Consider the following 26,740-nt stretch of genomic DNA (forward strand, 5'->3'; position numbering starts at 1 on the left):
CGTGCGCACTGCCACAAGGCACGGGAGGAGCGGCAGTGAGTCGCTGTTGATAGGTTCCCTGAATGTGGCATGTCTTTAAGTTGTAAAACTTGTGTGAGTCGAGTCTGTCGTAGCGCTGACAGCGTTGTCAACATATTGCACCAGAGCGGTTTTATCGGGATGTCTGGGGTGCCATCGACGCCTGTGGTGGGCGCTTCGCAGTGATGCCTTGATGCGCATCTAGGTCTTTGTCTACAAAAAGAAAATTTGCATCGAGCCGCGTTGATCGGGAGTGCCGGCGCACGGCGCCGCCATGACGCTGGTGACGCAACATGGGTGTTATGCGCGGCAAAAATTTGTGCATTGCGGCGAAATTTTGCGACACGCTGCGATCTTGAGGATCCACTGCCACGGACGGTACGAAGAGATCCGCCGCAAACCATGTCGCGATGCCCGATGTCCTTTAAAATGCGCTTGCGAAAACGAGGTGACACTTCGATGAATTGCGTTGCGCAAATTCCACCTTGACAACGTTGTCAGTGTGATCGGACACTCAATTGATCACTTTGGCCGAATCGGCAGGCGCCTGCTCTGGCGCAACGGGAGAAGACGTGCCCTCAATCAATCCACAAATGGCAGCGGCTGCGCCGCGCGCCGAACCTTTCATTGCTGCCGATGTCGGCGGAACCCATGTGCGGATCGGGCTGGTTGCGCGCGCCACGAGCAGCGGTGCGGCACCGGCGGTGGAATTGCTGGACTATCGCAAATACCGCTGTGCGGACTATCCGGGGTTGGCCGAGATCATCGCCGAATTCCTGTCAGGCTTGTCCGGCCCGACGCCCACCCATGGCGTGATCGCCAGTGCGGGCTATGCGCTGGAAGATGGGCGGATCATCACCACCAATTTGCCCTGGACGCTGTCGCCGCCGGAGATTCGCGAGCGCCTGGGCATGCAGGCGCTGCATTTGGTCAATGACTTCGAAGCGGTGGCGTATGCGGCCGCCTCGATGGATGCCAGCGAAGTGCTGCACCTCACTGGGCCGCGTCGCGCGCAACGCGGTCCGGCACTGGTGATCGGACCGGGCACCGGGCTCGGTGCTGCCGTGTGGATTCCGACCGGTCGCGGTGCGGTCGTGCTGGCGACCGAGGCCGGGCATGCGGCGCTACCTGCGGGCAGTGCGTTGGAGTTGGAGCTGGTGCAGCGCCTGCTGCGCACGCGCGGCTACGTGCATGTGGAACACTTTCTGTCTGGTCCGGGTTTGATCAATCTGTATGGCGCCTTGTGCGAATTGCGTCAGGCCACGCCGGTCCACACCGAACCGAGCGCGATCACCGCTGCGGCCTTGGCCGGTGACGATGCGTTGGCGCACGAGGCCTTGTCGGCGTTCTGCGGTCTGCTCGGCAGCGTGGTCGGCGACATGGCGTTGCTTTATGGAATCCATAGTGGCATCTATCTGGCCGGTGGCTTCCTACCACAGATCGCCGATTTCCTTGCTGCCAGCCCGTTCGTCGAGCGTTACTTGAACAAGGGCGCGATGCGTCCGGCGCTGGAACAGATCCCAGTGAAGTTGGTCGAACATGGTCGGCTCGGTGTCATCGGCGCGGCCAATTGGTTCTTGCAACAACAAGGCTGACAGTCTGCACAGGCGCAGGCCTGCGCTCGCAACCTTGGTCGTTCCCTGTGTCCCTCTCAGTGCGTGATGCGCAACGCGCGGTCGATGCGAGTGGCCGATGAGATCATCACCGCGCATGCGTTTTCCTGTTATAGGTCGATCATGCGCGGGATGTGGCGCGCGGTGCATGTCGCGCGCCATGACAAATCCGCGTAGAGCCGCCATGGTGGCCCATGGCTACAGGGTGACGTGCAGGCTGAGCAGATAGCTGCGCCCGTTCTTGTACAGATAGTACGGCTCGCTGGTCTGGCCAGCGTAGCTGTAGTAAGTCTCGTTGAGCAGATTGCTCGCCTCCAACTGCAGCTTGATCTTGTCGGTGAGGGCGTATCCCAGCGAGGCATCGAGTTGGGTGAAGGCGTCGGTCATCTGGTTTGCGCCCAGTCGTCCGATCTGGGTGAAGTAGGCCGAGCGCCAGCCCAGGGTCACGCGCGCGTCCCAAGGGCCTTTTTCGAAATACGGGCTGAGGTTGTAGCTGTTCTTGGAGTTGTAGGGCAGGTTGTAGTTGCTCTGCGTATCGGCCTTGGAATAGGTGTAATTGGCCGCTACGCCGAAGCCGCCGCCCAGTTCCTGCTGGTAGCTCAGCGACACGCCCTTGACCTTGGCTGCGCCGGAGTTCTGCGGCAGCGTGACTTCGTAGATGTCCTGGCGATCATAGGTGTTGTTGTGCAGCGGTTGCTGTACCAGCGTCTGCAGGATGTAGTTGGAGATGTTGCGATAGAACAGTTCTCCGGCCAGGACGCTGTTCGGCGCGAAATACCATTCCAGGGATGCGCCGTAGTTGGTGGAGCGGTACGGATCCAGTGTTGGATTGCCGCTGCTGGCGGTGAGTTTGTTGTCGTCGGCATTGATGTATGGCGTCAGGTCGGCGTAGCGCGGCCGTGCGATCACCTTGGCTGCGGCCAGGCGCAGAATCAGCGCATCGGAAAGATCGTAGGCGAAGTTCGCGGCGGGCAGCCACTGGCCGTAGGATTTGGCGTAATGCACCGGTGCGTAGGCGTTGCCCGCGTACTGGTAGCCGCCGATCGCGTCGCGGGTGTTGACGTAACGCACGCCGATGTTGCCGCGGTAGTTGTAACCGGCGAAATCGGCTTGCAGATAGGCGGCGCGGTTACGCTCGATCACATCGAACGTGCTGGCATAGCTGGGAATAAAGGTGTCGCTGCCGGGCAGCCCGTTGAGATACCCGACCAGTGCGCTCGGACTCTGTCGCGGCCAGTGGCGCATGTCGTCGCTGACCGACAGCCCATCCAGGTAGTCGCTTGGCGTAGTGCCGCCGTACAGAGCGCTCAGCGTGGTCGCAGGGTCGGCGGGGAAACTGTCGTAGTAGGAGGTCTGCGCGGTGCGGTGCCGCGTTGCTTTCACCCCGGTACGCAGTTTGGTGATCGGTCCCCAATCCACGTCGTGGTCGAAGTCCAACTGGGCGTAGCGTTCCTTGTCCAGGTTCGGGTAACGGTTGACCGTGCCGCCGATCACCGACATCGCCTGCAGGTCCGAGGGTGGCACCGCGTAGTCGACGCTGACGTGGCGGTGGTCGATGGCATAGTCGTAGCCGCCTTTGCTGCGCAAGGTCAGTCCGTAGATGTGGTCCGCGCCGCCGGTCGAGCGCGTCGCGCCGGCCTGGCTCGATAGATTCCAGCCCTCGCCGTGCCAGTCGCCGCGCAAGGTGTTGCTGCTGGTCTTGACCGAGGTATTGCGCACATACGAGTCCAGGATCGTGTCGGTGTTGTCGCCGTAGGCGCCCGAGGTGGCCACGCCATCGACCACGTTCAGCGCGGTGGCGCTGGACGGAACGACATTGGCGAAGCGACTTTGGTTGATGTTGTTGAATACCTCATCCACGTACAAACCGGTGTAGCTCAGTTCGAACGCGTCGCTGGGTTTCCATTGCAAGGCGCCGGTGACGCCATCGCGCTTGCGCGTCTGCGTGAACAATGCGCTGTTGATCGCGCTCGGATACACCCCTTGCTTGCCGTTGGCGACCGCGTCGGGAAAACCGGCGCCCTGAATGTTGCTGTAGCCGAAGATTTCAACGCCATCGCGGCGCAGCATGCGCTCGGAATGCATCACCGAACCGAGTACGCCGAATGTGTCGTCGGCGCTCTTCCAGTTGTACAGCAACGAAGCGTTCGGTTTGCCCTTTTCGGAGCGATCGTTGTAGCCGTAGCTGATATTGCCGGTCAGCAGGTTCCGCTGCAGTTCCAGCGGTTTACGCGTGTGCACGATCACGGTGCCGCCGAGGCTGCCCTCGTCGATGCTGGCCTGCGGGCTCTTGTACACCTCGGCGTTGCCGATGACTTCCGGCGCTAGCAGCGAGTAATTGAACGAGCGGCTGTCCGGGTTGTTCGGGTCGCCGCCCCAACTGGTGGAGGCGATGCTCTGGCCGTTGAGCAGGATGCGATTCAACGCCGGATCGGTGCCGAGGATCGAGACCTTCTCGCCTTCGCCGAACTGGCGGTCGACGCTGACGCCGGGTAAATGCGATAACGATTCGGCGACGTTGGCCGCGGGGAACTTGCCGACGTCCTCGGCTGAGATCGCATCCACGATCGCATCGGCGTTGCGCTTGATGTTGAGCGATTTTTGCAGGCTGGCGCGATAGCCGGTCACCTTGATTGCATCCAGTTCCTTGGTCGCTGGCGCGGCGGTGGCGTTGTCGCTGTTGGTCGGTGGCGCAGAAGCATCCTGGGCGAGTGCAGTGGGGACGGCGAGCAGGGTAGCCAGAGCAATGGCCAAGGGAGCGGGTTGGAAATGGTTCAAAGCGGCGTTCTCCGAAGAGTGCATTGGACGCATGAGATGCGCCGGGGCGGCGGACGAATCGAGCGCGCGGGCGGCGTCATGTGCAGGGGGGATGGCCGAAGGTGGCGGTCGCGATGCGGTCAGCGGCCAAGCGTGTGTGCGACCACTACATGCTGAGGTGCAGCAGCGCTGACCTCGGTGTGCAGCGAGGCGCCGTTGTTGCGCTCGATTCCTTGGCCTGTTCCACCCGCGTGAACCGGATGCATCCCGCGTGTTGGTTCGGATGGCAGTGACTGTGTCGCGCCTGTTGTTTGTTGTCAACGCATGCGCCGAGCCGTTGAGCGGAATGAAAAACCGTCGATTTCGCCGGAAAATCCAGGGTTCTTCTCAGGCGTGCGTGGTGTGTCGACTGTGCGCCAGATCAGCGATGTCTACAAGATCGCATGCGTTGACTCACAAATCGCCGCCATGCGCTTGCAATGCGGCGATGGCTGCAAGGCCTGCGGTTTCGGTGCGCAGGATGCGCGGACCCAGGCGCAGACCGAGGAAGCCGGCGGCTTGCAACATGGCGCGATCGCGTGGCGACCAGCCGCCTTCCGGGCCAATCGCGATGGTGGCTGCGTTGCCGCTGAGATCGACCGTGCGCAGACGCTGTTCGCCTTGCGGGTCGAGGATGAGACGACATGGACTGTCCGCAGCGCTGCGCGCGGCATCGGCCAGTGCTAGCGGTGCGCTAACTGATGGCACGCTGGCGCGGCCGGATTGTTCGCAGGCCGAGATCACCACGCTGCGCCAGTGCGCGACACGTTTGTCCGTTCGCGTCGCATCCAACTTCACTTCGGTGCGCTCGGCCCAGATTGGCACGATTGCGGCCACGCCGAGTTCGGTCGCCTTTTGCAGGATCAGGTCCATCTTCTCGCCACGTGCCACGCCTTGCAGCAGGGTGATCGCCAGTGGCGATTCGTTGTCGAGCGGGCGCGCCGCGCCGATGCGTGCGCTGGCGCCGCGCTTGCCGGTCGGCAGTAGTTCGGCCTCGTAGTCGCGGCCGTCGCCGTTGAACAGCACGCAGCGGTCGCCTTCGCGTAACCGCAGCACACGCAGCAGATGCCCGGCGACGTCTTCCGGCAGGGCCACGTCGGCCCCGGCGTGCAGTGGCAGATCCACATGGCAGCGGGTCAGGCGCATGCCACGGCCTCGTCGATCGCCGCCAGCGTGGTTTCGGCCAGCAGCGCCAGTTGCGTCGCGTCCACACAATACGGCGGCATCCAGTACAGCACGTCGCCTAGCGGACGCAGCACCACGCCACGCCGCAACGCGGCGCGGTAGGCGTGCAGGCCCACGCGCGCGGATGCGGCGAATGGGCTGTGCTTGTCGCCGTTGCGGGTGAGTTCGAACGCGACCACCATCCCGGCCTGGCGCACGTCGGCCACATGCGGGTGCTCGGCGAACGGCGCTGACAAGGCGCGCATGGTGTCGGCGGTGCTGCGATTGCGCGCGATCACATCGTCCTCGTGCAGGATCCGCAGCGACGCCAGCCCCGCCGCGCAGGCCAGTGGATTGCCGGTGTAACTGTGCGAATGCAGGAAGGCGCGTTCGCGGCTGTCGTCGAGAAAGGCGTCGTACAGATGCTGGGTCGCCAGGACCGCCGACAAGGGCAGGAAGCCGCCGGTCAGGCCCTTGGACAGGCACAGCAGATCCGGCATCACGCCGGCCTGTTCGCAGGCGAACAAGGTGCCGGTGCGACCGAAGCCGGTGGCGATTTCGTCGGCGATCAGGAACGCGCCATGCGCGTCGCATAGCGCGCGCGCGCGGCGCAGGTAGGCCGGATCGTGCATGCGCATGCCGCCGGCGCATTGCAGTCGCGGTTCCAGAATCACCGCGCAGATTTCGCCTGGATGGCGCTCGAATAGAGCGGCCAGTGCATCGGCGGCGACATCGGCGCGTTCGTGCGCGGTCTGTCCCGGCGCGGCGAGGTAGGCATCGGGCGAGGGTGCGAACAGCGCTTCGGCGAGCAGCGGGGCGTACACCCGCCGGTACAGCGGGATGTCGCCGACCGCCAGGGCGCCGATGGTCTCGCCGTGGTAGCCATTCTCCAGGGCGATGAAGCGGGTGCGCTTGTGTTCGCCGCGGTTCTGAAAATAGTGAAACGCCATCTTCAGCGCGACTTCCACGCCGGCCGAGCCATTGTCGGCGTAGAACACCTTGGCCAGCGGTGCGCGGCCATCCTGACGCGGGGCCAGGGCCAGCAATTGCTCGGCCAGCAGCACCGCCGGTTCATGGCTGAAACCGGCCAGCATCACCTGTTCCAACTGGGTGGCCTGGGTGGCAATCGCGGCGGCGATCCGTGGTTCGCTATGGCCGAACAGGTTGGTCCACCAACTGCTCACCGCGTCCAGGTAATGGCGGCCGCTGTGGTCGATCAGCCAGGCGCCTTCGCCGCGTGCGATGGGCAGCAGTGGCAGTGTGTCCGGGTGCTCGCGCATTTGCGTGCAGGGGTGCCAGAGGACCGCCAGGTCGCGTTTGCGCCACGCGTCGGCCGTCTGTGCTGCGGTCAGGTCTGTTAGCATCTCGCGCTCATGAACAGGTTTTTCGCTCTGCGCATTCTATCGATCGACGCCCTGGTACGTCGCATGGTGCCGGCATGACCCGTCCGTTGCCGATCATTCACGCGCGCCGCGAGCGCCGCGCGTCCGACATCGAGCGTCGGGTCGAGGAGCTGGATCTGGAGTTCAGTAACGGCGAACGTCGGGTGTTCCATCGGCTTCAGGCTTCCGGCCATGGTGCGGTGGTCGTGGTGCCCATGCTGGACCCGCAGACCGTGCTGCTGGTGCGCGAATATGCCGCTGGCGTCCATCGTTACGAACTCGGCCTGGTCAAGGGCCGTATCGATGCCGGCGAGACCCCGTTGCAGGCGGCCGACCGCGAACTCAAGGAAGAGGCCGGCTACGGCGCGCGGCAGTTGCGTGTGTTGCGCGCGATGACGCTTGCGCCGACCTACATGACTCACCAATCGTGGCTGGTGCTGGCGCAAGAGCTCTATCCCGAAAAACTCGCCGGCGACGAGCCGGAGGAGTTGGAAGTGGTGCCCTGGAAGCTCGCTGAGCTGGATCGTTTGATGTTGCGCGAGGATTTTTCCGAAGGGCGTTCGCTGGCGGCGTTGTTCATCGCGCGCGAGTGGCTGGCGCGCGCTGCGTGATCCGTTTGAGCCGCGACCTGCGCGAGGCTGTCATCGGCATCGCCGTCGATGCCGCTGCGGCGATCATGCAGGTCTACGCCACTGGTTTCGAGGTCGAACACAAGGCCGACGCCAGCCCGCTGACTCAGGCCGATCTGGCGGCCCACCACGTCATTGTCGAAGGCCTGGAGCGTTTGACCCCGGACTTGCCGGTGCTGTCCGAGGAGTCGGCGCAGATTCCGTGGGACGTGCGTCAGCACTGGACGACATACTGGTTGGTGGATCCGCTCGACGGCACCCGCGAATTCGTCAAGCGCAACGGCGAGTTCAGCGTCAATATCGCCCTGATCGATCAGGGTGCGCCGGTGTTCGGCGTGATCCAGGCGCCGGTGGATGGTCGCCTCTGGCATGCGGTGCATGGCGAGCAGGCGTACCGCCGCGATGGTTTGGGCGACACCGCACTGAACACGCGGCGGCCGGCGTTCGCTGGCGGCGTTGTTCATCGCGCGCGAGTGGCTGGCGCGCGCTGCGTGATCCGTTTGAGCCGCGACCTGCGCGAGGCTGTCATCGGCATCGCCGTCGATGCCGCTGCGGCGATCATGCAGGTCTACGCCACTGGTTTCGAGGTCGAACACAAGGCCGACGCCAGCCCGCTGACTCAGGCCGATCTGGCGGCCCACCACGTCATTGTCGAAGGCCTGGAGCGTTTGACCCCGGACTTGCCGGTGCTGTCCGAGGAGTCGGCGCAGATTCCGTGGGACGTGCGTCAGCACTGGACGACATACTGGTTGGTGGATCCGCTCGACGGCACCCGCGAATTCGTCAAGCGCAACGGCGAGTTCAGCGTCAATATCGCCCTGATCGATCAGGGTGCGCCGGTGTTCGGCGTGATCCAGGCGCCGGTGGATGGTCGCCTCTGGCATGCGGTGCATGGCGAGCAGGCGTACCGCCGCGATGGTTTGGGCGACACCGCACTGAACACGCGGCGGCCGGCGACGGCTCCGCTGCGGGTGGCGGCGAGCCGTTCGCACCGCGATCCGCGCACCGACGCGCTGCTGCAGCGGATGGGCGAGATCGAATTGGTCACGCAAGGTTCCTCGCTGAAATTCTGCCGCCTTGCCGATGGCGAACTGGATGTCTACCCGCGCTTCGGGCCGACCTCCGAATGGGATACCGCAGCCGGCCAATGCGTGCTGCAAGCAGCCGGTGGTGTGCTGTTGGCCGCCGACACCGGCAAACCGTTCCGTTACAACCGGCGCGATTCCCTGCTCAATGGCGATTTCGTCGCGCTGGGCGATCCCGACCTGTCCTGGCGCGACTGGCAGGGCTGAGCGGGGTGCTGTGGCGCAGCACGCACGACCAACACGGGTACGACGCACCGCCATAAAACATCCGCCACCGGCCCGATAGGGGGCTCTGCCACATCTGCCAAACTAGACGGCAGGCGGCAGCGTTGCCGTCGTATCGGATTCCACCCGTGACCTCTGCCCGCGACGACCTTCCCGCCCTGCTCGACATCATGGCGCGCTTGCGCGATCCGGCGCAGGGCTGCCCGTGGGATCTGCAGCAGGATTTCGCCAGCATTGCCGCCTACACCATCGAAGAGGCCTACGAAGTCGCCGACGCGATCGATCGCCAAGACCTGGCGGGGTTGAAGGACGAACTCGGCGACCTGTTATTGCAGGTGGTGTTTCATGCGCAGATGGCGCAAGAGCAGGGCGCGTTCGGCTTCGACGCGGTGGTCGCGGCGATCTGCGACAAGATGGTGCGTCGTCACCCGCATGTGTTCGGCGACAGCCAGGTGGCCGATGCGGCGGAGCAGACGCAGCGCTGGGAGCAGATCAAGCGCGCTGAGCGCGCGGCTGCTGGCGAATGCGACACCTCGGCGTTGGCCGGGATCGCCCGTGGCCTGCCCGAATGGCAGCGCGCGTTGAAACTGCAGGCGCGTGCGGCGCGCATCGGTTTCGATTGGCCGGGGCCGGAGGCGGTCCTGGACAAGGTGCGCGAGGAAATGGAAGAAGTGCGTGCGGAGCTGGCGCACGCCGCGGTCCAGGACAACCAGGCGCGCCTGCAGGACGAGATCGGAGATTTACTGTTCGTGTGCGTTCACTTGGCGCGGCACGCCCGGGTCGATCCCGGCGCGGCGCTGCGCCACGCCAACCGCAAGTTCGAGTGCCGTTTTCGCGCGATGGAGCGACTGGCGCAGCAGGATGGCGCCGCGCTCGATGGCCTGTCCCCACAGCGGCAGGAGGCGTATTGGCAGGCGGCAAAGCGTGAGGAGCGCGATGCGGCGTCATCATGCGCGACTGTTCAGCGTGGCGGTGAATGCGGGTGAGCTGCGGTGCTTGCTGAGCAGAGCGCATGTATCGCTTCGGTCGTGATCGCTGGTTCTAGCGGTGGTCTGCGCGCGAACACGGCGATCAGTGATTGCCGCGCTTGCATGGTGCGGGCAGTCTGGCGGTGTCGCCGATGGTCCTGCGGATCTGCACTGCTCAGCCGGGTTGAGTGTGCGCAGGCTGCTATGCGGCGATGGCGATGTCTGGCTCGATCACAACATTCTTTAACCTGTCGGTGACATCGCCTCATCGGCTGGACTCGCTTGCCGGCGATGCAGGAATGTTCCAGGACATCTCGCCGAGGCGTTGTGCCGCGCGTCTGGCGGGCATGCGCTCTGGCGCTGGCTATACTGGCGATTCGATCTTCTCTGGTTAATGGAGCAACCGATGTCGGCTACGTATTTTTTTGCGTTTCTCCTCCTGTTCGTCGGCGTGATCACGGTGTTCAAGACCGTGCGCATGGTGCCGCAGGGGTTTCAATGGACGGTGGAGCGCTTCGGTCGCTATACCCATACCCTGTCGCCGGGTCTGCATTTTCTGTTTCCGTTGGTCTATGGCGTGGGGCGCAAGGTCAACATGATGGAGCAGGTGCTGGACGTACCCAGCCAGGACGTGATCACCAAGGACAACGCGGTCGTGTGCGTGGATGGCGTGGTGTTCTTCCAAGTACTGGACGCGGCCAAGGCCGCTTATGAAGTGGCCAATCTGGAAATCGCCACGATCGCCCTGGTGCAGACCAATATCCGCACGGTGATCGGCTCGATGGACCTGGACGAGTCGCTGAGTCAACGCGAGACGATCAACGCGCAACTGCTGAACGTGGTCGATCACGCCACCAACCCGTGGGGGATCAAGGTGACTCGCATCGAGATCCGCGATATCCAGCCTCCACGCGATCTGGTCGATGCGATGGCGCGGCAGATGAAGGCCGAGCGCGAGAAGCGCGCGCAGATCCTGGAGGCCGAAGGCTCGCGTCAGTCGGAGATCCTGCGTGCCGATGGCCAGAAACAGGCCGCAGTGCTGGAGGCCGAAGGGCGCAAGGAGTCGGCGTTCCGCGACGCGGAGGCGCGCGAGCGTCTGGCCCAGGCCGAGGCGCGCGCCACCGAGATGGTGTCCAAGGCAATCGCCGAGGGCGACGTGCAGGCAATCAATTACTTCATCGCGCAGAAATATGTGGAAGCGTTCAAGGAACTGGCCACTGCTCCGAACCAGAAGTTCGTGCTGATGCCGATGGAATCCAGTGGCATCATCGGCTCGATCGCCGGCATCGCCGAACTGGCGCGCGAGGCGTTGAACAAGCAGGCGACGTCGCCAACGGTGCCGCATGCGCCGCCGCGCAACGGAGGCTGAGTCATGCGCTTGGAGTGCATGGTCTGGGGAGCGTTGGCCTTGTTGTTGTTCGGAGCCGAGGCGCTGGTGCCCGGTGCCTTCATGTTATGGATGGGGTTGGCCGCGGCTGTGGTGTTCCTCGTGGTGCTGGTCGTACCCGGCATGCCGTTGCTGTTGCAGATCGGTGCGTTCGTGGTGCTGAGCTTTGCCGCGATGCAGGTATATCGCACCTGGTTTCGTGCGCGTGGTCGCGGCAGCGACCAGCCGCTGCTCAATCGTCGCGCCGAGCAGTTGATCGGCCGGTGGGTGACGCTGGATCAGCCGATCCAGGGCGGTCGCGGTCGCGCCAAGGTTGACGACGCCTTCTGGGTCGTCGGCGGTCCCGATCTGCCTGCGGGGAGTGCGGTGCGCATCGTCGGCGTGGACGGGATGACGTTGCTGGTCCAGGCGGAGTAAGGCAGCCACTGGTCACTGGCGATCTCCGTCGGGGTGTGGCACGCCCGTGTTCGCTGCTGATGCATTACTAATAAGAGGAGAACGTCGCGAGTCGCTGTCGGCCCGACGCGGACAGCGCATAGGAATCGCACTGTGCGAACGCTGCATCAGGATTCCGGGCACTGCACGATCCGTCCGGCGACGAGGCAGTCGTGTTGTCGGCCACTCCAGGCAATCGCATTGGAAAGCGTTTTTGTGCCAGGCCGAGACGGCTGCTCCCAATGGTTGCCACGTTTCCCATCGTATCGCTTCTGCTCCGGTGCACAGCTGGCGCATCCCGCGCCTCCCCATTTCGCGATAATGGGGCACTTTTCTCACGGGCCCGTGCCATGAACCAGAAGACCATCCTCAACGACAGCCATCGCGCCCTCGGCGCCAAGATGGTCGACTTCGGCGGCTGGGATATGCCGATCCATTACGGTTCGCAGATCGACGAGCACCATCAGGTTCGCCGCGATGCCGGCATGTTCGACGTCAGCCACATGACGGTGGTCGATCTGCATGGTGAGCAGGTCCGCGCCTTCCTGCGCCATCTGCTGGCCAACTCGGTGGACAAGCTGAAGGTGCCGGGCAAGGCACTGTACACCTGCATGCTCAATCCGCAGGGCGGGGTGATCGACGATCTGATCGTGTATTACATGTCCAATGCGTTCTTTCGTCTGGTGGTCAATGCCGCCACGCGGGTCAACGACTTGGCCTGGATCGGCGCGCAGGCACAGGCGTTCGGTGTGCAAGTGCGCGAGCGCGAGGACTTCGCGATGATCGCGGTGCAGGGGCCCAATGCCCGTGCCAAGGTGATCGGCCTGTTGCGCGAGTCCGACCGTGCCACGGCCGATAAGCTGGGACGCTTCGCTGCGGTCGAGGTGAACTCGCACGAAGGCGTGCCGTTGTTCGTGGCGCGTACCGGCTACACCGGCGAGGATGGGTTCGAGATCGTGTTGCCGCAGCAACAGGCGCCAGCGTTCTGGGCGGCGCTGCTCGCTGCGGGGGTCGCACCGGCGGGCCTGGGGGCGCGCGACACGCTGCGTCTGGAAGCCGGGATGAATCTGTATGGGCAGGACATGGACGAGCGCGTCTCGCCATACGAAGCCGGATTGGCCTGGACCGTTGCGCTCGACGAGGGCCGCGCCTTCGTCGGTCGCGAGGTGCTGGAGGCGCAGAAGGCCGGTGGTGCGCCGCGGCAAATGATCGGCTTGGTGATGGACGAAAAAGGCGTGCTGCGCCACGGGCAGAAAGTGCTGACCGCGCAGGGCGAGGGCGAAATCCTGTCTGGCACTTTCTCGCCCACGTTGGGCAAAGCGATCGCGTTCGCGCGGGTGCCGGCGGGCGAGCCTGGCGCGGTGCGGGTGGATATCCGCGGGAAGGGCGTGCCGGTGCGGGTGGTCAAATTCCCGTTCGTGCGGGAAGGTCAGGTTCAGCCCGGCGTACTGGGTTGAGCCGCGCTTGCCGCCGCGCGTTGTACGACTTCTTTCCAGGGTGCGCGGTTCGCTACACTAGTCTTCCATCCTTTAACCGTTTTCTTCCGGAGCAGCCCTATGAGCGAGATCCCTGGCGACCTCAAATTTCTCAAGTCCCATGAATGGGCGCGTGTTGAAGGTAACGGTCGCGTCACCATCGGCATTTCCGACCATGCGCAGAGCCTGCTCGGTGATTTGGTCTACGTCGAACTGCCTAACGTTGGCGATCAGATTGAAGCCGGTAACGGCGTGGCCGTGGTCGAGTCGGTCAAGGCTGCCTCGGACGTGTATAGCCCGTTGAGCGGTCGGGTGGTCGAGGTCAACACTGCACTCAGCGACAAGCCGGAGACGATCAACGAGGATGCTTATGGCGAGGGCTGGATCTTGGTCTTGGAACTGGATGACGCGGAGCAGTTGAACGATCTGCTGTCTCCGGACGAATACGCCGAGCTGCTTGAAGAGGACGGCCACTGAGCTTTCCACTGTCTCGCCACACCCGAACCGGCCGCCCAGTGCGGCCGGTTTTTTTTGGGGTGCTGGCTTGCTGGCATCGTGTCGGTGTGCTCTCCATCCATCGTCGCAGCAGTAGTGCCAAGCGTGCATCCGGGCGATGTCGCTCTGAGGATGGCGCGTGTTGTTGAACGCTGCACCCGGTTTTGGTGTGAGCAGCGTGTTGATGGCGTCAGTTTATTGGCGTTGGTTCGCTCGTCTCGCGACGAGGTCATGCAGATGGCTTGTGTGTGCGATTGCCGATATCGCTGGAGAGCGGATGTGGACGGTTGAGCGTGCGGAAAATTGCTTGATTGGCACGTTGCAGGCAGCAGTGATGCATTCGATGTCAGCACATGGTGTGCGTTGCTCCGGCCAATTGGGTGGTGATGGATGGCGTCGTGATGACCAATGCGTGCATGCCCTCGGTCTTGCCTGATACCACCACGAACGACCTCTCCGATGCCTGCAGGAGGCCGACAAACGGTAAGAAATTTCGCGCAGTTTTGCGCATTTGGCTGTGTCGGATCCAAAAAAAGCATGTGGCGTCGAAATATTTTTCAGCTTGCGGACAGACTTGGGCGTGCGCATCTCGTTCTCGCTTCCGTGTCGCGCATGCGCGCTGATGCTCAGCTCGCGAGGATGCGCTTTTGCAAAAAAACATCGTATTTTTGTGGGTTTTTCTTCGAGCCTGTAGTCGAGTGGACGCGCCGCCCATGGCGCTGACGGCGGTGTCATGGCGATCAATGTGGCGTGCCGCAGCACCGCTCGACGCATCTTTCGGAAAAAAATTTTCGCGGAAGTGTTGACAGTAAAAAAAACCGTGATTAGGTTTCGCTCAGCAGACGTTGCTGTGTAACCGAGTGAATCGGATCGACATCAAAGCGCAAAGCACAACTTGGACATCCGCCACAGAACCGACGATGGTGGATTTGGGTTCGCTTCCCTCCGAGAAATGCAACGTCTCCCCTGGCAAAGCACCCGTATCGACATTCGGTACGGGTGTTTCTGTATCCGATCCGACTCGCAGCGCGAGTCGGTGGGTCATGCAGGCGGATCATCGCCGCGTGTTTGCTTTAACTGGGCGTTTTCAATCCATAGTTCACTGACGAGGAGCCATCTCATGGCCACGAAGAAAGCTGCGAAAAAGCCGGCCGCCAAGAAAGCGGTCAAAAAGACTGCTGCCAAGAAACCGGCAGCGAAGAAGGTTTCGGTAAAGAAGGCGGTCAAGAAGGTCGCCAAAAAGGTGGCAAAGAAGGTCGCCAAGGTAAAGAAGGCGGTCAAGAAGGTTGCCGCCAAGAAAACGGTGAAGAAGGTCGCCAAGAAGAAGACCGCTGCTAAGAAAGCAGTGAAGAAGGTCGCGAAGAAGGCAGTCAAGAAGACCGCCAAGAAGGTTGCTGCCAAGAAGACGGTGAAGAAGACCGCGAAGAAGGTTGCCGCCAAGAAGACCGCCGCCAAGAAAACGGTGAAGAAGTCGGCAGCCAAGAAGCCGGTCGCGAAGAAGGCCGCCGCCAAGAAGACTGTGGCGAAGAAGAAGCCGGTCGTCCGCAAGAAGAAGGCCGCTCCGGTCGCGCTGCCGGCGACGCCCGCACCGCTGATCTGATTTATCCCAATAGCCGTTCCTAAGCTCTCTCCCCGGTGCCCAGCGGGGAGGGAGCTTTTTTATTGCAGCAACTCTCGGTTGCGATCCGCTCAAGGCATTGCGCCGATGGCGTGGCATCTGCTTTCGGTGCAACGATCTCTCGACGGCGACGTCAATGTCGGTTGGCGCATGCGCTCAGCGCGCCGTTGTTAACTGCCGATCGTAGCGCAATCTTTTCATCGGATCGCGCCTCCCGTGCCGATAGTCTCTTGCTCATCGCTCATGCCGTTTGTCGCGGCGTGGTGCGCATATCAGCAAATTTTCCGCGCCAGTCGTTCGGTGTTGTGTGCTGTTGCCTTCGCATGCGTGGCGTGAGCGTTTGGCGCGCGCGGCGTCGCTCATGGATCTTACGGCGCAAGGCATGGCCGCCGCCATTGGCTGGTATAGGCGTTGGATAGCAAGAAGGCGGCTTGCGCCGCCTTCCGCGATACCTCAATCGGGTTTTCAGTCAGTGCGGCGAAGCGACCGAGGTGGAAGAAGACACGCCCTTCTTCTCCTTCGGGTCCGGATTCTCGGTCAACAGGTTGTCGCTGCCGAAGTCGGTGTCCACATCCAACCAGCGTTGCGCCGGTAATCCGATTGCGCGATCGACGACGGTCGGTAGCAGGCCCGAGGGTAGGCCACTTTCGCCGTTCCATAGGATCACCACGCCCAGATCGCGTTCCGGTAACAGCGCGATCAGGCCGCGATAGCCCTGCACGGCGCCGGCATGGAACATCACTTGGTGTCCGGAGTAATCCAGCACGCGCCAGCCCAGCGCATAGCTGGCCGAGTTGACCCGGGCGTGGCGCCAACCCGAGCGCATCTCGCCGGGTGTGACAATGAGCGGGGCATGCAACGTTGCCAGCAGCGGCGCAGGCAATACGTCAGGACGGTGTCCGGTCTGAGCGATCAGCCACTGCGCCATGTCGCTGATGCTGGCATTGACGCCTGCCGCTGGTGCCAGCCGGTAGTAGTTGGGCTTGGGCATCAGCGACACCCAGCCGTTGCGGTTGCGCACGTGCGGATGCGCCCAGCGTGGGCTGGCTTGGATGCCGGCCAGGCCGAGGCTGGCGTCGTTCATGCCCAGCGGCTTGAAGATGCGGCGCTCCACCAATTGTTCGTAAAAGGTACCGGATGCGGCGAACACCACATCGCCGATCAGACTGAAGGCGACGTTCTGGTACGCATAGCATGCGCCCGGTGCACACTTGATTGGCGCATAGGCCAGCTTGTGGCTGAGCGTGTAGTAATCGACATTGGATTCGACATCGCCGTCGTAGGCGTTGAAGGTCAGGCCGACACGGTGGCTGAGCAGGTCGGCCACGTTCAACTGGCGCGTGGCTGCAGGATCGCTGAGCTGGAAACCGGGAACGTAGTCGACGACCTTGCTATCCCAGCGCAGGATGCCGTCGTTGACGAGCAGGCCGGTCATGGTGCCGGCGAAGGCTTTGGATAGCGATGCGAGGCGAAACACGGTGTGTGCATCGACCGGCTGGGGATGGTTGACGTCGGTGACGCCGTAACCGCGTGCGCTGAGAACTTCGCCGTTATGCACGATCGCCATGGCCAGGCCCGGGACGCGTTCGCCATAGGTCAACTGCTCGGCGATTTTTTCCAGGCTCGCGACATCGAAATCCTTGGCCAATGGCAGGGCATGACTCTGCGTATGCGTCTCACGCGAGAGCGGTGCCGCTGTCGGCGAAGAAGGGTTGGGAGTCTGCGGTGAAAGGGGTGGCGGTAATGGTTGCGCTGGTGCGGGGGTTTGTGCGGTGGAAGACATCGCAAGGGGTAACAAGGCCCCGAGCAAACCGATTGCCACCGGTCGAAGGAACCGGTGCCTGCTGTTCTGTGTCATTGCGCCTGATGCCTGTGAGGTGCTGCCCGAGCCGATTCTAGCGCTGCTTTTCGTCGTTGCACAAACTGAGAGAAGATGAATAGGCATGAGATTGATCCTGCAGGAAATTTCCCCGCCAAACAGACGCTTGCGCGGCGTCCGCCGACGGCTCGATCAGCGGCTGCGCTGGGTGTGTTGTCGCCTGCAAGCGTCGTGCCGTTCGTCGGTGTTGGCAGATGTCCGACCTCGGCGAGGAGGTGCCGGGGCTGGGAATAGCGCTTAGTCGACTACGACGGCCTTGCTCAGCTTCGCGATCACTTGTCGCGCTTGGTCCTGGCCGGGTTGCCGCACCTGCTTGAGTTGCGGTGGTCTCGACCGCTCAGGTGTCGCGTCGCAGGGGACGGCCGCGGATCATGTCGGCGGCGCGCTCGGCGATCATGATGGTTGGGCCGTTGGTATTGCCGCTGATCAAGCACGGCATGATCGACGCATCGACCACGCGCAGACCGTCGAGTCCGCGCAGGCGCAGTTGCGGATCGACCACCGCCTGCGCGTCGTTGCCCATCCGGCAGGTGCCGATCGGGTGGTAGATGGTTTCGGCCTTGGCGCGGATGAAGTCGATCAGGCCGGCCTCGTCCAAATCGTCGCGTGCGGGCATCAGTGGTGCGCCGCGCATGTCATCGAAGGCCGGCTGTTGCAGGATATGTCGGGATAGACGCGCGCATTCCACCAGCATGCGCAGGTCGAAGCCATCCGGGTCGCTGAGATAGTTCGCCTGGATGCGCGCTGGTGTGCGTGGGTCGGCGTCGTTGAGCGCGATGCGGCCGCGGCTGCGTGGCTGCAGATGGCAGGCATGCAGGGTAAAGCCGTCGCCGGGCAAACGCTTGCGACCGTGGTCCTCGAGCATCGCCGGGATGAAATGCAGTTGGATGTCAGCGCGCGCATCGGCTGCCAGCGCCGAGCGCACAAAGCCGCCGGCCTCTGCGATGTTGCTGCTGCCCGCGCCGCGATGGCCGCGCAGGAAATAATCGAAGGCGATCTTGAACTGATTGCTGCGGTCGTAGCTGATCCCCGGGCGGGTGTGGTACAGCGTGCACACGTCCAGGTGATCCTGCAGGTTGGCGCCGACCTGCGGTTGATCCAGGTGTACCGCGATGCCATGACGTTGCAGTGCGTCGGCCGGGCCGATGCCCGAGAGCATCAGCAGTTGAGGAGAATTCACCGCCCCGGCGCTGAGCAGCATCTCGCGCTCGGCGCGCGCCTGCACTTCGCGGCCGTGTTGCGCATAGGCGACGCCGACCACACGCGAGCCCTCGATCAGTAACCGCAGCACCAGCGCCTCGGTGATCACGTGCAGGTTTCGCCGCGCACGCGCTGGCGCCAGATAGGCGACCGCCGCCGAACAGCGCGCGCCATCCTTCTGCGTTACCTGGTAGAGCCCAACGCCCTGTTGCTGTGGTCCGTTGAAGTCGCTGTTACGGGGGAAGCCGGCTTGCTCGCCGGCGGCGATGAACATGTCCGACAGCGGGTTGTGGTGGCGCAAGTCGGACACATGCAGCGGGCCGTCGCCACCGTGTAGCGCATCGCCGCCACGGCTGTTGCATTCGCTGCGTCGAAAGTAGGGCAGCACTCCATGCCAGTCCCAACCCTCGGCGCCACCTGCGGCCCAGTGATCGTAGTCGGCGGGCACGCCGCGCACATAGCACATCGCATTGATCGAACTGGAGCCGCCCAACACTTTGCCGCGCGGCCACCACAGGCGGCGGCCATTCAAGTTCGGCTCGGCCTCGGTCAGATAGTTCCAGTTGAAGCGAGGGTTGCGGGCCAGACGCGCCAGGCCCGCAGGCATATGGATAAAGGGATTACGATCGCGTGGTCCGGCTTCGATCAATAGCACTGTGCAGTGCGGGTCTTCGCTGAGACGATTGGCTAGCACGCAACCGGCCGAGCCCGCGCCGATGATGATGTAGTCGTACACTCACAATGCCTCATGTCCCAGAGTACCGACGCTAGTCGCCAAGGATAGAGCATATGCTCGGCGAACAGGTTCGGCGTGCTTGCATGGCCGGCATGGCGCATCCGTCCCAATCATGCTGTCGTGCCGTAGCCGTAGCCGTAGCCGTAGCCGTAGCCGTAGCCGTAGCCGTAGCCGTAGCCGTGTGCGCTTGCGCTCGGGAGCGATCATTTTGTGACTGGCTGCTTGCCTTAATTGGGAGCTATGCTGGGCATCATTCCTGCTTTCTCGGAGTCTGCGATGACCTTGTTGGCGACGGTCCTGGTGGGCGCGATTGCATTGTTGCACCTGTACATTCTGGTGTTGGAGATGTTTCTGTGGACGCACCCGTTGGGGATGAAGGTGTTCCGCAATACCGCTGAAAAAGCTCAGGCCACTCGCGTGCTGGCCGCGAATCAGGGGCTCTATAACGGGTTTTTGGCTGCCGGTCTGGGCTGGGGTGCGGTTGCGCAGCGGGTTGATGTGATGCTGTTCTTTCTCGCTTGCGTGGCGGTGGCTGGTCTGTATGCCGCGTGGAGCGTCAATCGTCGGATTTTGTTCGTGCAGGGGTTGCCTGCGCTGGTGGCCATCGCGATGTTGCTGTTGGGGGCATGAGCGGCGGTTGCTTATCGCAAGTTTGCGCGCGTGAGCGCACGCGGGTATGGCAAGGCGGTTGCCGACGATTGCACCTGTTGTGGATGCGGATATGGCCGGCCATCGACCATGCGCCGGTAGCATGGAGATCGGTGCTCGCAAGACGGCGGAACGCGTTCCGCCGTCTGCACGTTTGCCGGTGCGCAGGATCAGGCTGCTTCGCGCGAGTGGTCGTGACCGTTCGCCATGCCGGTGAAATAGCTGGCCGCGCGTAGCTCGTTGGTGTCGAAGTCGTCGACACTGATCGTGTCCATGGTGATGTCGCGCAGTTCTTCCAACTGATGGCGCTCGTCGAGCGTGAGCATGCCTTCGCGCACTGCTTCGTCCAGTTGTGAGGTGAAGTCCAGCGCCTGGATTTTTTTGCTCTTGAGTGCTTTCAGGAATTTGCGTTCCACCGGCTCGGCCAGCACGGCCTTGGTCAGATAGCTGGCGATACGGCCACCGGGGTTGTTCTCGCCAGGAGTCAGGAACACGTCTTCGCCGAGGCGATCGCGCGCTTCGTTGGGGGTCATCAGCAGCGCGGCGACGCGGTGGCCCAGGCGGTCGCCCGGCGCTTCGGCGCGACGGCCCCAGGGGAAGATCAACGCCCACATCAGCCAGCCGACCGGACGGATCGGGAAGTTGCGCAGTGCCGCCGACAGGGCCAGCTCGATCTTATGCACGCTGTCGTGGAAGGCCCACGCCAGCAGCGGCTGGTCGCTCGTCGGCGCGCCATCGTCGTGGTAGCGCTTGAGCATGGCGCTGGTCATGTAGATGTGGCTGAGCACGTCGCCGAGGCGTCCGGACAGCGATTCCTTGAATTTCAGTTTGCCGCCTAGCATCAGCATCGACACGTCTGCCATCAGCGCCAGGTTCGCCGAATACCGGTCCAGTTTGCGGAAAAAGCGCTGGGTGTAGGCGTCGCCCGGGGCGGCACCGATGCGCGAAGCGGTCAAGCCGAACCACAGCGAGCGCACCGCATTGGAGAGGGCGAAGCCGATATGGCCGAACAGGCTGCGGTCGAACGCGTCGATGCCGGCCTTGTGGTCTGGCTCGCTGGCGGCCTTCATCTCCTTCATCACCCATGGATGGCACAGGATCGCGCCCTGGCCGAAGATCAGCAGGCTGCGGGTCATGATGTTGGCGCCTTCCACGGTGATCGCAATTGGCGCGCCCTGCCAGGCGCGCCCGGCGAAGTTGCGTGGGCCGAGGATGATGCCCTTGCCGCCGATCACATCCATTACGTCGCTGATCACCTCGCGGCTCATCGTGGTGCAGTGGTACTTGGCGATCGCCGACGGTACCGACGGGACGTCGCCGCGGTCCACCGCCGCCGCAGTGGCCTGTGCCAATGCACTGATCGCGTAGGCTTTGCCGCCGATCCGCGCGAGTGCCTCTTCCACGCCCTCGAAGCGGCCGACCGACAGGCCGAACTGCTTGCGGATGCGCGCATACGCGCCGGTGACCACCGCGCCGAACTTGGCCCCACCGCTGGAGGTGGAGGGCAGGGTGATCGAGCGCCCCACGGCCAGGCATTCGTTGAGCATGTTCCAGCCTTTGCCGACCATATCCACGCCGCCGATCAGTTGGCTCAGTGGAATGAAGACCTCGCGGCCGTGGATCGGGCCGTTCTGGAACGGCGAGTTCAATGGGAAGTGGCGGCGTCCGATCTCCACTCCTGGGGTTTCGCGCGGCAACAGCGCCAGAGTGATGCCGATATCCTGGGTATCGCCGATCAGGCCATCCGGGTCGTACAGGCGGAATGCCAGGCCGATCAGCGTCGCGACCGGTGCCAGGGTGATGTAGCGTTTTTCGAAGGTCAGCTTGACGCCGAGGACATTGGCGCCGTTCCACTCGCCCTTGCAGACGATGCCGTAGTCGGGAATCGAGGTGGCGTCCGAGCCGGCGAATGGGCCGGTGAGGCCGAAACATGGCACTTCCTGGCCTACCGCCAGGCGCGGTAGGTAATAGTCCTTCTGTTCCTTGGAACCGTAATGCAGCAGTAATTCGCCCGGGCCCAGCGAGTTGGGGACGCCGACGGTCGAACTGACCACGGTCGAGGCCGAGGCAATCTTCTGGATCACCTTGTGATGGGCGAGCGCGGAGAAACTCAGGCCGCCGTATTCCTTGGGAATGATCATGCCGAAGAACTTGTGTTCTTTGATGAAGCTCCACAACTCCGGTGGCAGATCGGCATGGACGTGGGTGATTTCCCAGTCGTTGATCATCCGGCACAGTTCTTCCACTGGGCCATCCAGGAACGCCTGCTCTTCTGCGCTGAGCTGCGGCTTCGGATAGTTGAGTAGCTTCTGCCAGTCCGGATTGCCGGTGAACAGTTCGCCTTCGAAACCGACCGAACCGGTTTCCAGGGCGATGCGTTCGGTCTGCGACAGCGGCGGCAACACCTTGCGGAATACCTTCAGCAAGGGCGCGGTCAGCAGCGGTTTGCGCACGAATGGCAGCAGCAGCGGAACCGTCAACAGCCCCAGCAACACCGCAGCGACGATGGTGGCGGCGTGGCTGGCGCCGAGTAGCCAACAGGCGACCAGCAACGTCGCGCTCGATGCGGCCCAGAGCGCGAGCCGCATGCGGTGATAGGCGGCGAAGGCGCCGGCCACCAACAACACGAGAAAGGGAGTGGCGATGCTCATGGGTGTGCTCCGGGAACGGACTCGGTAACGGCGAACGGTGCGCCAGGGCTGGCCGGTGGCAGTGCGTCGAGAAAGTGCAGCACAGCCGCGATCAAGGTGGTGTTGTTGGCTCGGCCATGAAGGGGCAGCTTGTGGTCGCGTGCAGACACGGTGCTGCACGCCTTGCCTGGGACCATGGTGATCGCGGTCAGCCACTCGGCCATGGCGTCATCAAGCCCGCTGCGAGTGGGGTGCTGGAACGTGGCGATGGATGATTCCATACTTAATGGTATGGAGTTCCCGGCGGCAATGTCAATACCCTCTGGTATGGGGTCGAAAAGCTGGTGCTGCCGGGCATGTGCGCGCTGGTTGTCCAAGCTGCATCCTGCAACCAACCCGCCCGTATGGTTAAATCCACGGATGAATACCGTGCCCTCACCTTCTTCCGACGATGGCCCCGTACCACCCAGTGGTAACCGCAATAGTCGGCTCAGTGCTGAAGACTGGGCTCAGGCCGCGCTGGACCTGATCGCCGAGCAGGGCGTGAATGCCGTGGCGGTTGAGCCGCTGGCGCGGCGTCTTGGGGTGACCAAGGGCAGCTTCTACTGGCATTTCCCCTCCCGTGATGCGTTGTTGCAAGCGGCGTTGGAGCGCTGGGAGCTGGTCGAGCAACAACAGGTTTTCGGTAGCCTGGAGGATGTGACGGATCCGCGCACGCGCTTGCGCGCGCTGTTCCAACTGGTGGCACATGAGGTCAAGCCGCACATCATCTACAGCGAGTTGCTGAAGGTGCTCGATCACCCTGCGGTGCGGCCGATCATCGATCGGGTCTCGCAGCGGCGCATGGACTATCTGATCGCCTCGTTCCGCCAGGCCGGACTCAGCCGCACCGATGCCCAGCACCGTGCGCGGCTGGCCTATGCCGCCTATGTCGGGTTTCTACAGCTTTCCTTGCAATTGCATCAGCCCAAGCAGGCGCGTGAGGAATTCGAGGCCTATGTCGAGCACGTCATCGTGACCTTGATTCCCTGCTGATTCCTGGCAAGCGACTGTTCGGGCCTTACCCCGCAACAACGCTGAGTCGTGTCTGCGGTGGAAAACCGCAAGCGATGTTTTGGACCGATCAGCGTCCAGGCCGGCGCGTTTGTGTATGCGCCTACAGCCATTGTGTGCCATGCGTGTTCGTATAACGCCAATTCGTTTCATGCTCGCGCCGAAGCGTGATCCTTGGCCGATGCTCGCGCATCAATCGCATCCCATCGCGCTTGCTGTGTCCATGCTGATGTAGAGGAGAGGGGGCGTGGTTGTGTCGCATCTCTCGTCGCGTGCTGGATGTCTGCCGCGCGCAGACACAAAAAACAACGGCTCCTTGCGGAGCCGTTGTAGTGACGCAGCGGTGATCGCGAGGCGATCAGAAGCGCTGCTGGTACTTCATGTAAATGAAACGACCGATGTCGTAGCCGCCGTAGTACGAGTAGCCGGAACTCGGCGTGGAGTACGACGGTGCAGCGTAGTGATCGAACACGTTGTTGGCACCGACCGCGACGGTGGCATTCCACGGAGTGTTGTAGCTCACCTGCAGATCGTGGAAGGTGTTGGCACCGATACGGTTCACCGGGTAGGTTGCGCCTTGATACTCCGGAGCGGTGAAGTTCGGATTGCTGCAACGATCATTGAAGAAGCAACGTTCCTTGGCGCTGGAGTAGTAACGCGTGTTCCAGGTGACCGACCAGTCGTTCATCTGCCAGGTCAGGCTCAAGTTCGAGCGCACGCGGAAATAGCTGCCGTCCGAGTTCTGGTAGCCGTTCTGCTGGCTCGGCGGATTGCCCGAGTTATCCTGCTTCAGCTCGTTCTTGGCGACGTAGGTGCTCATCCACGCGGTGGTGAAGTTGCCGAACGCGGTGTCGAAATGGTAGCTGAGATCCAGATCGTAGCCCTCGGTATCCCGGTAGCCGGCATTGCGCAGGCCGAAGGACAGCGAGGTGATGTTACCGGCTGCATTGCGCGTGAAGCCCGTGCAACGCGAGGCGATGCCACGCAGGTAGCAGTCTTCCAGCAAGGTGCTCGGGTCATCGCTGACGATGGTGTTGTCGATGCGGATCTTCCACCAGTCCAGCGAGGCGTTCAGGCCCTTGACGAACTCCGGGCTCCATACCAGGCCCAAGGTCTTGGAGGTCGAGGTTTCCGGTTTCAGTGTCGGCGTGGAGCCGGACAGGAACGGGACGTTGCTCTGCTCGCCAGGACCCGGCGCCGGAGCCGTGCCAGAGTTGTTGAGCTGACGGAAGCCTGCCGGCACCGCCGCCGCGCAGCGCGCATTGCCCGCCGCCGTGCCGAACTTGGTATCGCAGGGGTCGGTATAGTTTTCGAAGCTCTGCGACAGGCCACCGTACAGGTCGGCGATGGTCGGTGCGCGGAAGCCCTGCGACCAGGTGCCGCGTAACATCAGCGAGTCGATCGGCTTCCACTTGAAGCCGAACTTGTTGTTCAAGGTGCTGCCGAAATTGTTGTAGTCGGAGTAGCGGCTGGCCAGCGACAGGCTCAGTTCCTTGGCGAACGCCATGTCGGCCAGCAGCGGCACTTGGAACTCGGCATAGACTTCGTTGAGGCTGTACTTGCCGCTGGTCGGGCCGGCTGCCAGGTCGGTGGAGATGCCCGCTTGCGCCATTGCATCCGGAGAGAAGCTGCCGCTTTCCTGGCGGTGTTCGGCACCCAGTGCCATGGCCAGATCGCCCGCTGGCAGGCTGAAGAGGCTGCCGGTAATGTTGGCGAAGAAGTTCTTCGTCTCGGTCTTCGACACGGCCTGACCGTTCTGGTACAGGAATTTCTGCACGTTCGGGTCGCGAAGGCTGTTAGGCGAGTTGTAGCCGAACGGAATCAAGGGATTCCACGGCGTGCAGTTGCCACCGGAGCTGCCCAATGGGATGGGATTTCTTGCGCTTCCGCACTGAGCCACGCCATTGGCATTGATGAAAGACGGACCGGTTGCTTGGCTCACCGCAAGGGTGTTCAAGTTGCCCGTGGTGACCTGCATGCCCTTGTTCTGGTTGTACAGATAGCCTGCGTCCCAATCCCAGAACTTGCCCTCGGCCAGTTCGAAGGTGCCGCTGAACGCGCCGGTGAAGCGGTAGGTGGAGAGATTGCTGTGCACTTCGCGCGGCACTTCCCAGCCACGACGCACGTATTGGACGGCTTGCGGGGTGGTGCCCGGGGGCAGGCCGCCGGTGGCATCGTTGCCGACCGGATTGAACACGCTGTCTGCCGACAGACCGCCCTGGGTGAGGGCGAAATCGGCACTCTTGAACGGATAGCCTGCGTTCTGTGCGAACGAATCGCGATCGGTGTAGAGGATGCTGGTGTCGAAGTGGACGTTGTCGGAGAAGTTGAACGTGCCGTTCAAGAACGCCGATTTGCGCTTGATGCCGCTGTAGACGGTCGAGGCCAGCGACGGGTTGGAGACATCGGAGCTGTTCAGTGCCCGGTAGCTGTTGATATTTGCCGGATCCAGGCCGGCAGTATCGCGGCGCAGGGTGCGGGTTTCGTTACCAGCGCTGTCCTTGTAGACGAAACGGCCAAACTGCGTGGTGCCGGACAGGCCGCCCTGACGCGGGGCGGACTTCTCGCCGGTCGGGAAACGGTTGCGGCTGAACCAGCGGTCGCGCGCCCACACCGGATCTTCCTTGCTGTATTCGACGCCGGCGTTCAGCGAACCACGATCGCTGCTGCTGCCCATCATGAAGTCATAGACCTGGCGCTGGCCGTCGCCCTGGCCGTACTGGCCGATGTAGGCGCCGGCTTCGGCGCCGTCGAAATGCTTGCGGGTGATGATGTTGATCACGCCGGAAATGGCGTCGGAACCGTAGATCGAGGAGGCGCCGTCCTTCAGCACTTCGATACGCTCCACGGCCACGGCGGGAATCGAGGACACGTCCTGCAGGCCACTGTTGGTGCTGCCCAAGCGCTTGCCATCGACCAGCACCAGCGTGCGCGCGGCGCCGAGGTTGCGCAGATCGATGTAGTAACCACCGACGTCCTCACCGCTGGCCAGGGGAGAGGTGCGGCTGAGGGCTGGAGAGCCGGCGGTGGGGATGTTCTGCAGGATGTCGGCGACGGACTTGAAGCCTTGCTTCTCGATCTGGTCGCGGCTGATCAGCATGACCGGTTGCGCGGTCTCGGTGTCGACCTGGCGGATGCGTGAGCCGGTGATTTCGATACGATCCAGGGTGGTGGCGCCGGCATTGCCCGCGTCTTGAGCGATGGCCGCACCTGCGGTGCCGCCAGCTCCCACGACCAGTGCGAGCACGACTGCGTCGCGCAGTTGGTTGGTCTTGCAATTCATTATCTCTCTCCGAATGAGATT

At 63.0% G+C, this 26,740-nt stretch carries 19 protein-coding genes and 1 pseudogene; 12 read left to right on the forward strand and 8 right to left on the reverse strand.

Features of this window, described 5'->3' with window-relative positions; translation table 11 throughout:
• The first annotated feature begins 590 nt into the window (after positions 1-590).
• Positions 591-1,613 carry a glucokinase family protein gene (locus tag XANALMUS060_RS04390; protein ID WP_045737388.1) on the forward strand — a complete coding sequence of 341 codons (1,023 nt, stop codon included), beginning with the start codon at positions 591-593 and terminating at the stop codon, positions 1,611-1,613.
• A 216-nt stretch (positions 1,614-1,829) separates the two neighbouring features.
• Here the strand turns inward: XANALMUS060_RS04390 and XANALMUS060_RS04395 are convergent, their stop codons facing one another.
• From XANALMUS060_RS04395 to bioA, 3 genes are all read right to left on the reverse strand, one after another.
• Positions 1,830-4,433, reverse strand: a complete 2,604-nt coding sequence (locus tag XANALMUS060_RS04395; protein ID WP_235430357.1) for a TonB-dependent receptor — start codon at positions 4,431-4,433, stop codon at positions 1,830-1,832.
• 408 nt (positions 4,434-4,841) lie between these two features.
• Positions 4,842-5,573 carry a 16S rRNA (uracil(1498)-N(3))-methyltransferase gene (locus XANALMUS060_RS04400; protein WP_045737298.1) on the reverse strand — a complete coding sequence of 244 codons (732 nt, stop codon included), beginning with the start codon at positions 5,571-5,573 and terminating at the stop codon, positions 4,842-4,844.
• Entirely contained in the window at positions 5,564-6,955 is a 1,392-nt protein-coding gene (gene bioA / locus XANALMUS060_RS04405; protein WP_045737299.1) for an adenosylmethionine--8-amino-7-oxononanoate transaminase, read from the reverse strand. Before bioA ends, XANALMUS060_RS04400 begins: the two co-directional genes overlap by 10 nt.
• 74 nt (positions 6,956-7,029) lie before the next feature.
• Here bioA and nudE point away from each other — a divergent pair, with 74 nt between their 5' ends.
• From nudE to XANALMUS060_RS04445, 9 genes and pseudogenes are all read left to right on the forward strand, one after another.
• Positions 7,030-7,584 carry an ADP compounds hydrolase NudE gene (gene nudE, locus XANALMUS060_RS04410; RefSeq protein ID WP_045728047.1) on the forward strand — a complete coding sequence of 185 codons (555 nt, stop codon included), beginning with the start codon at positions 7,030-7,032 and terminating at the stop codon, positions 7,582-7,584.
• Positions 7,581-8,045 (forward strand): annotated as a pseudogene (locus XANALMUS060_RS18270) (3'(2'),5'-bisphosphate nucleotidase CysQ); the annotation flags it as partial. The gene nudE and the pseudogene XANALMUS060_RS18270, both read left to right, overlap by 4 nt.
• A 48-nt stretch (positions 8,046-8,093) precedes the next feature.
• The gene (gene cysQ / locus XANALMUS060_RS04415; protein WP_045737390.1) at positions 8,094-8,894 is read left to right on the forward strand and encodes a 3'(2'),5'-bisphosphate nucleotidase CysQ; all 801 of its coding nucleotides are present in this window, start codon (positions 8,094-8,096) and stop codon (positions 8,892-8,894) included.
• Positions 8,895-9,040: 146 nt separating this feature from the next.
• A complete protein-coding gene (gene mazG / locus XANALMUS060_RS04420) occupies positions 9,041-9,898 on the forward strand; it encodes a nucleoside triphosphate pyrophosphohydrolase (protein WP_082064911.1) in 858 nt (285 codons plus the stop codon).
• A gap of 388 nt (positions 9,899-10,286) precedes the next feature.
• Positions 10,287-11,249, forward strand: coding sequence for an SPFH domain-containing protein (locus XANALMUS060_RS04425; protein ID WP_045737392.1), 963 nt, complete (start codon positions 10,287-10,289; stop codon positions 11,247-11,249).
• 3 nt (positions 11,250-11,252) lie between these two features.
• Positions 11,253-11,684, forward strand: coding sequence for an NfeD family protein (locus tag XANALMUS060_RS04430; RefSeq protein ID WP_045737300.1), 432 nt, complete (start codon positions 11,253-11,255; stop codon positions 11,682-11,684).
• Positions 11,685-12,052: 368 nt separating this feature from the next.
• A complete protein-coding gene (gene gcvT / locus XANALMUS060_RS04435) occupies positions 12,053-13,159 on the forward strand; it encodes a glycine cleavage system aminomethyltransferase GcvT (RefSeq protein WP_045737301.1) in 1,107 nt (368 codons plus the stop codon).
• Between the two features lie 99 nt (positions 13,160-13,258).
• Entirely contained in the window at positions 13,259-13,654 is a 396-nt protein-coding gene (gene gcvH, locus XANALMUS060_RS04440) for a glycine cleavage system protein GcvH (protein ID WP_012916687.1), read from the forward strand.
• Positions 13,655-14,792: 1,138 nt separating this feature from the next.
• On the forward strand, positions 14,793-15,272 hold the full coding sequence (locus XANALMUS060_RS04445; RefSeq protein WP_045737302.1) for a hypothetical protein: 480 nt from the start codon (positions 14,793-14,795) through the stop codon (positions 15,270-15,272).
• Positions 15,273-15,759: 487 nt separating this feature from the next.
• Here XANALMUS060_RS04445 and XANALMUS060_RS04450 read toward each other — a convergent pair whose 3' ends face one another.
• Both XANALMUS060_RS04450 and XANALMUS060_RS04455 read right to left on the reverse strand, forming a co-directional pair.
• On the reverse strand, positions 15,760-17,112 hold the full coding sequence (locus XANALMUS060_RS04450; RefSeq protein ID WP_200894004.1) for a serine hydrolase domain-containing protein: 1,353 nt from the start codon (positions 17,110-17,112) through the stop codon (positions 15,760-15,762).
• A gap of 394 nt (positions 17,113-17,506) precedes the next feature.
• Positions 17,507-19,105 carry a choline dehydrogenase gene (locus tag XANALMUS060_RS04455; RefSeq protein ID WP_045737304.1) on the reverse strand — a complete coding sequence of 533 codons (1,599 nt, stop codon included), beginning with the start codon at positions 19,103-19,105 and terminating at the stop codon, positions 17,507-17,509.
• A gap of 276 nt (positions 19,106-19,381) precedes the next feature.
• On the opposite strand from XANALMUS060_RS04455, the gene XANALMUS060_RS04460 reads away from it, so the two are divergent.
• Positions 19,382-19,735 (forward strand): DUF1304 domain-containing protein, encoded by a 354-nt coding sequence (locus XANALMUS060_RS04460; protein ID WP_045737393.1) that lies wholly within the window; start codon positions 19,382-19,384, stop codon positions 19,733-19,735.
• Positions 19,736-19,923: 188 nt separating this feature from the next.
• Here XANALMUS060_RS04460 and XANALMUS060_RS04465 read toward each other — a convergent pair whose 3' ends face one another.
• Complete coding sequence (locus XANALMUS060_RS04465; protein WP_045737305.1) at positions 19,924-22,404, reverse strand: acyl-CoA dehydrogenase; 2,481 nt, start codon at positions 22,402-22,404, stop codon at positions 19,924-19,926.
• Positions 22,401-22,664, reverse strand: a complete 264-nt coding sequence (locus tag XANALMUS060_RS21800; RefSeq protein WP_045737306.1) for a hypothetical protein — start codon at positions 22,662-22,664, stop codon at positions 22,401-22,403. The genes XANALMUS060_RS04465 and XANALMUS060_RS21800 overlap by 4 nt, the downstream gene beginning before the upstream one ends.
• Positions 22,665-22,803: 139 nt before the next feature.
• Between XANALMUS060_RS21800 and XANALMUS060_RS04475 the strand changes: the two genes are divergently transcribed.
• Positions 22,804-23,418, forward strand: a complete 615-nt coding sequence (locus XANALMUS060_RS04475) for a TetR/AcrR family transcriptional regulator (protein WP_045737307.1) — start codon at positions 22,804-22,806, stop codon at positions 23,416-23,418.
• A 376-nt stretch (positions 23,419-23,794) separates the two neighbouring features.
• On the opposite strand, the gene XANALMUS060_RS04480 is transcribed toward XANALMUS060_RS04475, so the two are convergent.
• Complete coding sequence (locus tag XANALMUS060_RS04480; RefSeq protein WP_045737308.1) at positions 23,795-26,719, reverse strand: TonB-dependent receptor; 2,925 nt, start codon at positions 26,717-26,719, stop codon at positions 23,795-23,797.
• Positions 26,720-26,740 lie beyond the last annotated feature (21 nt).

The sequence above is a fragment of the Xanthomonas sp. MUS 060 genome (genome assembly GCF_000963215.1).
Lineage (GTDB): Bacteria > Pseudomonadota > Gammaproteobacteria > Xanthomonadales > Xanthomonadaceae > Xanthomonas_A.